At 65.7% G+C, this 13,754-nt stretch carries 8 protein-coding genes; 6 read left to right on the forward strand and 2 right to left on the reverse strand.

Annotated elements, in window-relative coordinates; translation table 11 throughout:
• Positions 1–4: 4 nt before the first annotated feature.
• A complete protein-coding gene (locus KF688_00080; GenBank protein MBX3424049.1) occupies positions 5–1,027 on the reverse strand; it encodes a hypothetical protein in 1,023 nt (340 codons plus the stop codon).
• A gap of 355 nt (positions 1,028–1,382) precedes the next feature.
• Here KF688_00080 and KF688_00085 point away from each other — a divergent pair, with 355 nt between their 5' ends.
• The 6 genes from KF688_00085 (at position 1,383) to KF688_00110 (ending at position 11,062) form a co-directional block, all read left to right on the forward strand.
• Positions 1,383–2,237 (forward strand): hypothetical protein, encoded by an 855-nt coding sequence (locus KF688_00085; GenBank protein ID MBX3424050.1) that lies wholly within the window; start codon positions 1,383–1,385, stop codon positions 2,235–2,237.
• Between the two features lie 69 nt (positions 2,238–2,306).
• Entirely contained in the window at positions 2,307–3,662 is a 1,356-nt protein-coding gene (locus KF688_00090; protein MBX3424051.1) for a polysaccharide biosynthesis/export family protein, read from the forward strand.
• Between the two features lie 425 nt (positions 3,663–4,087).
• Entirely contained in the window at positions 4,088–4,810 is a 723-nt protein-coding gene (locus KF688_00095; protein ID MBX3424052.1) for a hypothetical protein, read from the forward strand.
• A gap of 162 nt (positions 4,811–4,972) precedes the next feature.
• Entirely contained in the window at positions 4,973–6,790 is a 1,818-nt protein-coding gene (locus KF688_00100) for a tetratricopeptide repeat protein (protein MBX3424053.1), read from the forward strand.
• A 47-nt stretch (positions 6,791–6,837) separates the two neighbouring features.
• A complete protein-coding gene (locus KF688_00105) occupies positions 6,838–8,469 on the forward strand; it encodes a TIGR03790 family protein (GenBank protein ID MBX3424054.1) in 1,632 nt (543 codons plus the stop codon).
• A 598-nt stretch (positions 8,470–9,067) separates the two neighbouring features.
• A complete protein-coding gene (locus KF688_00110; protein ID MBX3424055.1) occupies positions 9,068–11,062 on the forward strand; it encodes a PEP-CTERM sorting domain-containing protein in 1,995 nt (664 codons plus the stop codon).
• 112 nt (positions 11,063–11,174) lie between these two features.
• On the opposite strand, the gene KF688_00115 is transcribed toward KF688_00110, so the two are convergent.
• A complete protein-coding gene (locus KF688_00115) occupies positions 11,175–13,730 on the reverse strand; it encodes an O-antigen ligase family protein (protein MBX3424056.1) in 2,556 nt (851 codons plus the stop codon).
• Positions 13,731–13,754: the final 24 nt, after the last annotated feature.

Below are 13,754 nucleotides of genomic sequence, written 5' to 3' on the forward strand. Positions count from 1 at the left end.
TCGCCTACACGTTACGAAGGCGACGCGTCTGCCGCAGCCCAGCCAGCCCCGCGACGACCAGCAGCAGGCCGCTTGCCGGTTCGGGGACGCTCGCCGCCAGGGAAACGGGCGGGAACATGCTTGTTCCGTAGTTCCGTTGCCACACCAGGAAATCGGCGCCATCGGACTTGAGATCGCCGGTTGCGTCGGCCCCGGGCCCGGCGCCGTAGGCGCTCTTCCAGGCCGTCAGGTCGGCGCCGTCGACGTCGCCGTCGAGGTCGAAGTCACCGAGCACGCCGTCGGTGACTTTGAAGTTGTCGAAGTAGGCCGTGCCGGTCATCATTCGCGACGCCGTATCGCCGCTCGAAGAGAACGTCGCGATGTCAGCGTCGGTGAATTCGTTGATTCCCAAGCCCAAATCGACGAACCCGGTCTGGACGACGAAGTTTCCGTTCACGTAACTCCGGGAGCTGTTCGTCTGAAAGTCCAGCAGCAGGTCGTAGCGGTTCCATGAGCCGAGTTGCGTAAACACGCCCGAGCCGGTCAGGATGCCTGAGTTCTGCAACTGAAACTGCACCTCGCCGGTTTTGGCGTCGACCCCCAACGAAGCGATGACGGCCAGCGTATCGTCGTCGTCGTAGGTGTCGACCCCGAAGAACGGCCCGAAGCCGGCGCCCACGGCCTGTTCGACGCGCATGTCCCATGTGATGCGAACGAATCGGCCCGTGGGATAGTTGTCGACGGGAACCGCCCAGCGGTCGTCGGAAAACGAACCTCGATCCACGCGGAGGGCCTTGTCGCCTTCAAGTTTCACGGCGGTCTGGACGGTCGCCGTGCTGGCCCCGCCGCCGGCGGTCACCCAACCCTGCTGCCCGGCGAGATTGCCGTTATTGAATCCCTCGAACCCTGCGGTGTCCACGATCGGTCCGCCGGCACAGGCGATTCCGGCCGAACCCGCGAGGGCGGCGAGCGCTAAGGTTCCCAGGAGTGCTTGCCGCCAGCGAGGGCGACCGCCTCGCTGCGAACAGAGTTTCTCGCGAGCGTTCATGGGCGGGGGCTCCCCGAGCAGTTCGCCGCAGCCAAGGAGGCGGGCGAGGGGAGAATCTTGTGGGAGAGGGCGGGCGGGGCGGACCGGCTTTCGCCCGGTCCGATCGTTGATACGCAGTCTAGTCGGGGCTGGGCCGCCGGGCAATAAAATTGCCGTCGTCAGGTCAAATTGCCCATCTTCTCGCGATTGGGGGGAGGATTTCAACAAGGGCGTTAAATTCCCCCCAATCTCCTTCATCGGGGGAACCGCTACGGTCGATACGACAGTCAGCGGAACTCGCCTGCCCGCTTGGTCTGCGCCTGCGGGCCGCGGGCACTCGTCGGATTGAAATCGCCCAGACTCATTTGAATCGCGTATGGCATCCGCCAGAGCCGGCAATCTGAAGCGCCCCGCGCAGGCGGGACTCCAGCCGGAGTTGCCCCGCCGGGCTTGGGCCGCGATCGTCCTGGGAGCCGTGCTTGCCGGGACCGTGGTCTCGGGCTGTACAGTCTGCCGGCACGCGAAGCGGACCTTGCTTGACGAACCGGCCGAGTTCTCGGCTCGACGCGATCGGCGCCGCAGCATCGATCTTTATCGCGAGTGGGCCGAGTACGAATGGCAGCAGTGCGCCGGACGTTGCGGCGACGGCGTCGACGGCGGGGAATTCGGAGCCGGGTTTCGCGACGGGTTCGTCGACTATGTCTACGCCGGGGGGGACGGCGCGCCGCCGCCGCTCCCCCCGCGCAAATTCTGGAACGTCGCTCACCGCAATCCTGCCGGCCACGCGGCCTCGCACGACTGGTTTGCAGGCTACCGACAAGGCGCGGCTGCGGCTCGCGACGGGGGGTATCGCCAGCAGGCGATCGTCCAATCGTCGTTCGAATTCTCCTCGGCCTTGCCGTACGACTACCACGGGGCGCCAGGATCTCCGCTTTCGGCGCCGTACGGCATGCCGGGCGAGGACGTTCCGGCTCTGCCGGCTGCACCGCTCCCCGCGGCGCCGACGCTTCCTGCACCGCGGGTCGATCCTGCGCCCAAATCAACGCCGCGGGGGCCTGACCTGCCCGAGCCCGACGGCGTCGAAGAATTCCCAGGCGAATCGTTGGAGGTCCATGTCATCCCGCCGGTGTTCGAGTCCCAGGGGGATTGGCCAGTCGCGAGTCCGGGGCGATCGTCGTCCGCGCGGCTCCGGCCGGCAGCGCCCGCGTCCACGTTGGAGTTTCTCCGCTAAGCCTCGTCGTCGTCCGGCCGCTTGCCCGTCGCCGCTTCGCACGTTTCGATTCTCTACTTTTCAATGCTCATGTCCGTCGCTCCTAACACGCCGCATTCGACCAGATCGCCGCGAGCTGCGCTCAGCGCGCTCGCGATCGGCGTCGTCGTGCTTGCGGCAGGGTGTGCGGCGGTGACCAATCCGGTGGCCCACGGCATTCCGGTGCGGATCCTGCCGGAGGAGCTGAAAGCCGCGTCGCGCGAGGGGTTCGAGCAAACGCCGCTGACCGCGTTGCGTCAGGCGCCGCCGGACGAGTATCTGCTTGACGCCGGCGACACGCTGGGGGTGTACGTCGAGGGGATTCTGGGCGAGGCGGAAGCTCCCCCGCCGGTGAATTTGCCGGACGCGCCCGAGTTGCCGCCGTCGATTGGTTACCCGTTTCCGATCCGCTCCGACGGTACGATCTCGCTGCCCTACGTCGGCAGCATCAAGGTCGCGGGCATGCCGGTCGCCGACGCTGAGAAGCAGGTGGTCGATGCCTATCTCAAGAAAGAGATCCTCCGTCCGGACGATCAGCGCATCCTGGTGAGCCTGCTGCGGTCGCGCACGATTCGCGTGCTCGTGATGCGCGAGGATTCGCCGAACAATCAGGTTTCGCTCCAAAACCAGTCGCTGCTCGGTTTGGGCACCACGACGACGACCATCGGCGGCGGTCGTCGCTCTTCCGGCGAAGTCGTCGAGTTGCCGGCCTATCAGAACGACGTCCTGAGTGCGCTTGCGCGTACCGGGGGCCTGCCCGGGCTCGAATCGAACCAGGAAGTCGTGATCCAACGGGGATACTGGGCCCCGAGCCAGGGGGGCGACGCTGCCGCCGCCCTGCTCGCCGATTCGACCCGCGGCGGCGAACCGAGCCGCACGATTCGCATTCCGCTTCGCATCCGCCCGGGCGAGCCGCTGCCGTTTCGGCCCGAGGACGTCATCCTCAAGACCGGCGACATCGTCTCGGTCCGCGGCCGCGATCCCGAGTTCTACTACACCGGCGGTCTGCTCGTCTCCGGCGAGTATCCGCTTCCCAACAACTACGACCTGACGGTCGTCGAGGCGGTGCTCAAGGCGCGCGGGCCGTTGCTCAACGGCGGCATCAACACGAACAACTTGAACGGCGCCATCGTCGGCGCCGGCATCGGCAATCCCTCGCCGAATCTCATCACCGTGCTGCGACGGATGCCCGGGGGCGGACAGGCGATGATCCGCGTCGACATCGACGAGGCCCTCCGCGATCCGCGGCAGGACTTGCTGGTGCAGGCCGAGGACGTCCTCATCCTGCAGGAAACCCCCGATCAGGCGATCACCCGGTACATGACGCAGGTGTTCCAGTTCAACTTCTTCGGACGCCTGATCAATCGGTCCGACGCCCAAGGCTCGGTCTCCGCCTCGGCGCCGTAGCGAGGCGGCTGAATCGGGCGTCTCGAGAGGTCTGCCTATTGGGGCCGGCGGCGACGTATCCTCCTTTCCCGCCAACCGGTTACGTCGCTGCGGATCGTCCGGCGCCGTTCGGCCGAAGCACTGGGGTGTTTGCCTCTCGTTGCGGCATGTCCTCCGCCAAGCGTCGCGCCCCCCTCGCTCGGGTGAGGGGGCGTCGCGTAGCGCTGGGGTGAAAAACTCAGGATATTTGTGGCAATCGATCGGGCGATGGGTTAGCCTTTTCACCGTAGGCTGTCGGTCTCGACTGAGGCGGCGACCGCAGCGAGGCGAGGCTTCTTGCGGGCCGTCGCCAGGACGAAGGATCCCCGGGCCGGCCGTCAAACGCGGTCGCCCCGAGCGGGCAAGGAGGCAAGCGTCACGATCCCCTTGCCCCTTGAGCCTCTGCTATGAATCGTCGAATGGTCTGCTGGCTTGCCGCGTTTGCCCTCAGCGGCAACTGTGATTCAAGATTTGCCGTCGCCGACGTCGTCGCGACATGGCCCTTCACGGGCAGTAGTTACGCACCGATGATAACGGGGACGCCTATTGCGGGGTTGCTCATCGGAAACATCTCGGTCACTTCGCCGTCCTGGATGTCTACAACTACAGGGTCCTCAACAACCCCCGTGCCTTCCTACCCCGATGCATCCAAGGGGCCTTATCTTGATACTCAGTGGAACAAAATCGCTTTCTCGGCTAATGCCAGTGGCTCGATTGGTTTCACGGTAACGAACGACAGCGTCTCGCCGGTGCAGTTGACGGGGTTCGCGTTTGGAATTCGCAATAGCGGTTCCGGGCCGCCCACTTACAGTCTTCGCTATCGCATTAACGGCATCGGGGGGTTTACTGACGAAGCCGCGAGCGGGTCAATTTCAAGTTCAAATAGCAGTTGGTTTTACAAATCGCATACCGACTTGACGCTGTCACTTCCTGTCGGCAGCGTTGCCGAGTTTCGCCTTTACGGCTACGGCGGTTCAGGTCCTGTAACACAAAACAACATCCGCATCGACGACGTCCGCGCCGTCTTTACCGCCGTAGCGTCGGTGCCCGAGGCCTCGGCCTGGGCGATGGGGGGGGCGGCCGTCGTCGCGGCTTGGGGGGCGGCGCGATTCGGGCGCACCAATCGGTAAAATCGGGACGAGCGGCCCGGGCGGATTCGCTCGGCGGCCGCATCAGGGGGCGCTCGCTCGCGAGGATGCAAGTCGCCGAGTAGACTGGGAGGCTGAATCTCGATTGGTTCACGGACCCTTTCGGCCAATCCTCCTCGCCCTCCCGCTTGCCGTCCGATCGCCATGCCCGCACCGCTGGGATATCGCCTGCGCGAATTCTTCGCCCGGATCGGCGAACGCTTGGCCGCGCTGGGGCATGCGATCACCTATCCCTTCGAACGGATCGTCGGTTGGTTTGGCGAGCGGCTCGTTCACTCCGGCGGGGGCTTCAGCCGCGTCGACAGCGGACTGGCGACTTTCCTGCGGGCGTTGACATGGCCCGTGCGACTCGTGATGCGGGGCTTCGCGGCTTGCGGCAGAGTCTTGTTCCCTGAGCCGGTTCGCGACGCATGGTTCCGGTTCGTCGCGGCGCTGGGGCGCGGGGCGGGGCGACTCGTCGACGCACTGAACCTTGACGGGGCGGTGCGGTGGCTCGCGTGGTTGACCCAGCCGGCGTGGCGCCCCGTCGCAGCGATTCTGGGGTTCGCCTACGCCTGGGTGGTGACGCGGCACTATCGGCAGATGCTGTGGGGCTTGCCGGCCTTGCTGCTGGTGGCCCCCATCCTGGCCGCCGGCGGGTGGTGGTTGTGGAAGGGCCCCAGCAGCGTCGCCGCCAGTTACCAAGTCGCCGTCAAACAGGCTCGCGAGGACGAAGACTACACGACCATGAGGTTGTGGGAGCGGAAACTCGCCCAGCTCAAGGTCGATACGAACGGCCCGGCCTTTGAAACGGCGTTGGCGTTGGTGAGAGATCCCGACGAAGCGAAGCAAGCCGATGGCCGCCAACGGATGCAGTCGCTGGCGCCCGTCGATTCGCCCGGATACCCCCCGGCCCACTTCTGGCTGGTCGAGCAGTACCTCGGGGGCGCCATGGGGGACGGTCCGGAGGAGCGGTTGCGGCTCGTCGATGCGCACCTTGAGCAACTTCGCAAAGCGGGCATCCGCGGCGAGTCGGTCGACTTCGCCCGGGCGCTGTGGCTGCTGCAGTCAGGGAAGCGTGAGGAAGGCGCCGAGGCGCTCCAAAAGCTCGCCCCGAAGAATCCCATGGCCGCTTCCCAGTTGATGTTGGTCAGCGTCGAACTTGGCCGGCCCGAGGACGCGCGCCGCGAGGCGGCGCGAGTCCGTACCTATCTCCTGGACGAACAGAATCGCGGCGCGCAGCCCACGCCCCAGTCGATGCAATTGCTGGCGGTCGCTGAACAGTTGTTGGGCAACGTCCGCGGTTGCGAAGCGGCGTTGCGCCAATGGATCGCCGTCGATCCCGAGCGCCCCGAACCGCGGGCGGCCCTGGGGGAGATCTCGCTCAACGAATTGCGAGTCGCCATCCTCTCGCAACGACCCGACGGGGCGCGGTTGGCCCAATTGCTGTCCGACGCGGTCCGGTTCATGCCGCCGCAAACCCCGCTGGGGGACGCGGTCGCCGCCATCGCCTTGCGCGACGACGGACCGCGACTGCTCCGCGCGATGGCCGAGAGCCTCAACGAAGCCGAAGACCCCCCCGCTTCGCTGATGCTGTTGGTGGGCACGCATCTGGCCCAGATCGGCGAGGCGGCTTCGGCCGAGCGGTTGTTTGAGCGTTCGGTGGCGAACGACCCGGGCAACGGGGCGGCTTGGAACAACTACGCCTGGGTGCTGATGAACCTGGAGGGGAGCGACCGGCTGACCGCAGCCCGCGCGGCGGCCGATCGCGCCGTGACGATCGATCCCGATTCGCCCAGCTTCCGCGAGACGCGCGGGCAGGTGCTGGCGAAGCTGTCCGAGTGGGAGGCCGCCGCTGCGGATCTCGAGTATGCTCTGAACGGGCTTCCCGATTCCAAGCCGACCCATGCCGCGTTGGCGCGGGCGTATCGCGAGCTCGGCAAACCTGAATTGGCCGCGGCCCACGAAGAACTGGCGAAATGACGGCCGGCCAGCGGCCCTCCGCTTTGAATTACCGACGAGGAGTTGGCGTGCGAACGATTACGGGACTGATGTTGGCGTTCTGGTTCGTTGCGGCGCCGTGCCGGGCGGTTCTGCAGCCGCAGGAGATCGCGTTGGTCGTCGCCGAGGGGAGCCGCGACTCGCAGCGGCTGGCCGAGTACTACTGCAAAGTTCGCGGCGTGCCGGTCGAGAACATCTGCGCGGTGGCGATGCCTGCAGGCGAGACCTGCCCTCGCGACGAATGGCAACAGGCGATTCGTCCGGCGATCAGGTCGTGGCTTGCCGAGCACGATCCCGACCGCAAGTTGAAATGCTTGGCGACCGTCTGGGACGTGCCGCTGCGAATCGGCGCCGCCGAGCCGGACGAGCGCTTGCAGGCTTACCGGGAGTTCTTGACGGGCGAGTATCAGGTGCGACTTGAGAGCCTCCGCAGGGCGGAACGGACGTTCCGCGATTGGTCGGACGCGACCAAATTGGTCGCCGCCCCCGAGTCGACCTCGGACGAATCCACGGACTTGGCCGCGTTGGAGAAGAGCTTGGAAAAGGCCCTGCAGGCCGCTCAAGCCGAGAACAAGCAAATCCCCGATCCCGCGCGGCAGCGCGAGCGGCAGATGGAGGTGCAGCAGTTGGCGGGCGCCATCGGGGGGGCCAACATCCTGCTGCAGGCGCTCAACAATCAACTCACTGCCGCGCCGGACTCGGCGGAGCCGCTCAAGGTCGAGTTCCATGCTCTCCGTGGTCGCAATATCGGCTTGGCCGAGATCCAAGGATTGCTTGAGCAGCAGGCCCCCGGGATCGACCGGGACGCAATTCGTCTGGCGGTGCTCGACCGGGCCGCGGGGTGGCTCGGCTCGGCCAAGTGGTTGCAGGAGCAGTTGGCCGCCGTCGCCAAGAACGAAACGATGGCCAGCTTTGACAGCGAACTTTCGCTCGTCCTGTGGCCCGAGGAGTACCAGTTGCTGCGGTGGCAGCCGAACTACCTTCGCAACACGTACGACGGCTCGCAACTGCGGCGGGTCCATCCCACGCTCATGGTGGCGCGGATCGACGCCCCGACGCTCGCCTTGGCCAAGGGGCTGATCGACACGGCCGTCGAGGTCGAGAAGAAAGGGCTTGCCGGCAAGGCGTATTTCGACGCCCGCGGCATCGGCACGCGCGAGCAGGAAAACGTCGCCCCCGGCAGCTATGCCGACTACGACCGGGCGCTGCTCGCGACGGCCGACGGAGTGAGGGAGAAGTTCGGACTCGAAGTGAAGCTCGACGAGCAGCCGGCGCTCTTCCAGGGGGGCGATTGCCCCGAAGCGGCGATCTACTGCGGGTGGTACAGTCTGGCCAAGTACGTCGACGCCTTCGAGTGGGTCCCCGGCGCGGTGGCTTATCATTTGGCCAGCAGCGAGGCGAAGACCCTTCGCAATCCCGACAGTGAAGTCTGGTGCAAGCGGATGCTCGAGGAGGGCGTCTGCGCCACGCTGGGGCCGGTCTACGAACCGTACCTGATGGCCTTTCCCCGACCGAACGAATTCTTCGCGCTGTTGCTTCAGGGCGAGCACACGCTCGTCGAGTGCTACTACCTGACGAACCCGTACAACAGTTGGATGATGACCCTGATCGGCGACCCGTTGTACCGACCGTTTATCCCCCGCGGACGCAGGCCGCGATAGGCGAGCGGGGCGAGCCGCAAGCGTGCGGTCGACATGCCGAAGGTTGGGAGCAGCAATGCCACTCCCCTTTTGGGCAAGACCCGATGCCGCGAAAGCGGTTGCCGTGTTCCCGTCGGGTTAGAATCCGAAATACCGCGCGGCGGGGTCTCCGCTGACGATACGTCTCTGCGTGAGAAAAGTCTGCAAACCGGAGTCGCAAGATTGACGGTTACGCGGGCCCTCCTACAATCACGGCAGTTTACTCTTCTTACGAGCCGTAAGGCACAGCGGTCGGCGCGGGCGTCGGCCGCCGTATCTGGCTGATCGATATCTGCGTCGGTTGAACGACTGATCCGAGCGGAGACGACTGAGAAAAGGCATTCCATCCCGTAGTCTCGTACAGACGGAGGGCCTCATGAACGCAATCTTGTCTCGGGCGGCTAGTCGGCTTCCTTTCGGCACTGCGGCCGCACTGGTTGCAGTTCTTCCAGCTCTCACGGCGATCTCGGCGGAACTGCCTTGGACCGGTCCCTGGACGGTCCACCTTGGAGCGACGAGCGGCAACTCTGTCCGTGCTTTCGGTGCGAGCATTACCGGAAACGGCCAAGTCGCCGACACCATGGCGAACGTCGCCGACGCTTACGTGCGGGCGACAGCCGACGCGTTTCCGTTTCTGTCCGATTCTGCGTCCACTGGGCTTGATTTCAACCGGACGTTCAAACCTGCGGCCAACAAATACTATCAGGTGACGTTGTCGGCTAACTTGACGGGTTCGCAGACGATTAACAACGCCGGCGGCGCCAACAAGACGTCCGTTCAGGCTCAAGCGCTGTTGGGATTGGCCAGCGGTCTTCCGGCGAGCTATGTTCATCACGGAGGAGGACCTCTCAATCCCCAGTTGCCGCCGGGAGTCGTCGCCGCCGTGGCGACTGGAGTTCGTTCGAAGACGGCCTGGATCGCCGGAGGCGGCGACTACAAGATCCTGGGAAGTCTGTCCGCCTTTTCCTCGACGACCAACGGCAGCAGCGGAATCGACGCCGAGTCGGACTTCTTCAACGTCGGCGGCTTCAAGGTCGACAGTTCCATCGTTGAGAAGGAACTGCCTTTCACCACGTTCGACGTCACCGTCAACAGCTACAACAATTCCGGAGTCGTCAAGGCCGACGCGATCGATTACGTCAAGCGTATTAACGAGATCCTGCGGCCGGCGCGGATCGTTCTCAATCTCGCGGCCGATCGCATCAAGATCGGCGCCACCGCAGGGGACGACGGCTCGGACGGCGGCACGGCAAACGACGGTGACTTCACCGACAAAGAGGGGAGAAATGCCGTCGCGGAAGGAGCCAAAGAGGTCAAAAACGGGGTCAACGGTTTGAATCTCATTTTCGCGCGGACGCCCGATGTCGGCAGTACGACCCCCGGCTGGAGCTTTCATCGCGTTCCGGCTGTGGTCGGGAAAAAGCGAGCGACCGCCCAGCAAACCGCCGAGACGATGGCTCACGAGATCCTGCACACGCTCACGCTTGCCGAGAAATACAATCTCGATTTCACGAATCAGAGCGACGATCACGGCCACGCACCGAACAACAACAATGACGGCGGCAAGTCGGGCAACGGCAACATCATGGCGCCCAGCAACTATCGCGCGGGAACGCACATTCAACCGTTGCAGATCGTCAAGATCCTCAACGACGGAATCGCGGGCAGGTGGGGCAAGCAGGTCGACAAGCCCGCAAAGGACGCCATCGGCGCCAAGATTCCGATGCAGAAGGGGGGCGACGCCGACCCGCTCGGCGACCATCTTGCGTTGATGCCGAATTATCTTGATCTCACGGGCGTATCGCTCTACTCGCTGGCCGACGACGACGTTATGGAGGGGCTAATCGATCTTGCGGATTTGTTTCCCGACGTTGATTCCTTTTCGGCAAGCTACAGCCTGGAGTTCGATTCGCTGCCGGGCGTTGGCTCCGAACGTCGACTGCAAATCGACGTCGGGCGCACCACCTTGGGCGGATCGATCGACGCCGTGGCGCACATGTTCGATTTGACGAGTCTGGGCAGCGATCCGATCTCGCTCCCCGACGTACTGGTCCTGGCGTCGCGACACGCGCTCGATCTCGACGAAGACCGGGGCTACGCCAAGCACCAGTTGCAGTTTTCGTTCGACAAGACGCTGCTCGGCGCCGTCAGTCCGGGATCGCCGATCCCGTTTCGGCTAGTTTCGAGCGACGGGCTCTCGGAGGCGGACGAGTTGCTCGCCGACTTGGACCTCAATTGGTGGAACAACCAGCCGACGCTCGACTTGGGCGTTCCGCAGGGTCAGCCCGGGCAGTTTACTCCGGTGACCGTCAGCGGGCTGACGCCCGACACTGAGTTCGATCTCTTTTTTGAGAACGAGTTGCTGCTGACCGCGATGACGGATTCCAACGGCGCTTTCGGCGGCGGGTTCGTCATTCCAGGTCAGACTCTCGACTCGTTTGGGTTTGTCCGAGCCATCGACGTCGTCGGCCGTTCGGCGTTCAACGTCATCGGGATCGTCCCGGAACCGGCGGCGCTGATGTTGATCGGAGTCGCAGCGCTCGGATGCTGGTCGCAGAGACGCCGGTTGGATTGAAGCCGGCGGAGCGCACTTGTGTGGGTTCATCGGCGATCAGACTCCTCGCCTCGGAACGATGCGCTGCGGGGCAGGGGGCGGGCTTCGCGTCGCTCGATCTCGGCTTGAGAGCTCACAGGTCGTCGTGAGACGGTTGCGTCGGGGTAAAAATCGTCTCGGGAACGGGGGGAACCTTCACGCTCCACTCGCCCACGAGACGCTCCGCCTGAGGGTGCTTCGGGCGGAGGCGGAGGATGATCTTCGCCTCGCGGACCGCGTCGTCGTAACGCTCTTGAGACGCGAGCAGGCGGGCCAGTTCCAATCGCCAGCCGATCTGTCCGTACTCCAGCCCCAATGCTCGGCGATACAGCTGCTCAGCTTCGGCGAAATCGCCTCGGGCGGCGTCGAGCGCGGCGAGCGCGGCGAGTTCGCCGGCGGCCGCTCGATCGGCGGCGACCCTCGCTCGCAGCGCCGCTTCCGCCTCGGTTCCCAGCGCCGCGGCGATCTCGGCCAGACTCGGCTCTTCCTCGGCGATCCGAGCCGCCGCGGCGAGTCGTCCCGGGTCGTCTCCCGCGAGCGCACGAACCCAGTCCGGTTGATTGAAGTCGAGCAGGTACGCTCGCGCCACGTCGGGGTACGAACCGGGGGCGAGCTTCACCGCCCGATCAAGCTGCCGGCGGGCCTCATCGATTTGGCCGTCGCGGATCGCGAGTTGGCCGGCCACCAGAGCCGCAGTCGGATCGTACGGCGCCAAGCGCACGGCTCGGCGGATCAGATCGGCCCCCCGCTCTTCGCCGAGCACGAACAGCCGCAACTCCCCCTCGAGCGCCACCGGGGGCCCGTAGGTCGGCGCCAGCGCTCGGCCGGCGGCCAGGTCGTCGGCGATCTGACGCGCAGCGACGACGGCCTCAGGATCGACCGCTTCGTCCTCTTCTGCGGCGAACGCGCCCTGCAGCGCTTGCCATCGATAGGCGTTCAGCCAAAACCGATACTCCGCGTTGTCGGGAGCCCAGGCGACGGCGTTTTCCGCGGCGGCCAACAGGTCGGCGTATTGTTCAGGGGCGACGATGTCCTCGGCCGCGGCAATCCGACTTTCGAACCCGGTCGCGGCCCACCACCAGCGCTCTGCGACATAGGCGCGGTACGCCCCCCAGACGACGCCTGTCGCGGCCAGCGCCAAGGCGGCCAGGAGCGGTCCGGAGCACCTCAGCGCTCGAGGCCAGGGGAGTTCCGTGAACATCTCGTCCGTGGCGCCCTCGCCGTTGCGGCGTCGTTCCAAGCGCTCGAGCGCGACCAGCAATCCGCATGACAATGCGGTCATTGCGAAGACCGCCGGAAGTCGCTGCCCGAAGTCGGTCGCGCTGTGAATTCCGACGGCGATCAATCCTAGAGCGAGTCCGAACGTCGCATGCGACGAACTGCGTCGCCCACGGAACATCAACCGCCAGGCGATGGTTCCCAGCGCAGCCAGCAGCACCGCCGCCAGCGCGGCGCCGACCAGACCCGTCTCTTCGAGCCATTGGGCCCAGTCGTTGTCGGCATGCTCGGCGATCGAGGCGGAGACTGCCGAGTCGAACAGGGGAAACACGACGGCATGGGCGTCGAACCCGACGCCCCACAGCGGAAACGCCTGCCAAGCCCGCAGGGCGCCGAGGGTCATTTCCCATCGGCCGAGCGCTTGCTCGCCGTCGCGGAGGGTGGCCATCCGCTCGTAGACGACGTCGAGCGCGGTGAGGGTCAACACGCCGAACACCGCAACCGGGATGACGGCCAGGGCCCAGCCGCGCCAGCTGAGCGCCCCGCGGCGCCACATAAGCGAGCCTGCCGCGACCGTCGCCGCGGCGAGCGAGATCGCCCCGTTGCGGCTCAGCGAGGTCAGGACTGCGATCGCCGTTAATACGAGCCCCGCCACCAGCCAGCCGTGTCGGCGGAGCTCGTTTTGCACGGTCGTCAGCGAAACTCCTGCATCGCCGTTGCGGGAGTTCCGCGCGAGTTGCATCGTCCATAATGCCGCCCCGGCGCCGATCGCCAGATTCATGAATTGGGAGAAGTTGCTGTAGTTGACGAAGCTGCCCGAGGTGACGCGTCCCCCCGGCGAGCCGTAGGCGCCGTAGATTTGGGTCGCCCCGGTGACGATGTGGAGCAGGGCGACGACTCCCTCGGCGACCCCGACCAGGAACATCGCTGCGAGCATCCGCTTGACGGCCGGCTCGCTGCGCAGAGTCGCGGCGATCGCGAACAGCGCGGCCGCGACGGCCAGCAACCGGGCGCGCCGCGCCGTCGCTCCGCGGTTGAGACTCAGCGAGATTTCCGCGGGCGGAGCGGCCACGTCCGCCAACTGCTCGGCGTAAGCCTCAGCGGTCGCGGGGGCGATCGTCGAGACCACGCTCTGCGGCAGCGGGATCGACTGCCACAAGGCGTACGTCGGCAGCAGGGCGACGCCGATCAGGGCGATCCACGCGGCACGGCTGGGAGGGCGCCAGCTGCCTGTTTGCACGGATCGAAACGCCGCCGCCAGTACGGCCGCTGCAACCCCCGCGCTCACGATCAACTCGCTCCAGGCCTCGACTGCTCCGAATGCCGCGGGCATGAAGAGAAGCAGGGCGTATACGATCCCCTCGAACGCCACGTCGACTTGCGACGCGGGGGGGGGCGAGAGGGCGTCGAGTTGGATCCGTCGTCGTGGCATGATGAGAAGGCAGTCCTGGGCGTC

This window comes from Pirellulales bacterium (assembly GCA_019636345.1).
Lineage (GTDB): Bacteria > Planctomycetota > Planctomycetia > Pirellulales > Lacipirellulaceae.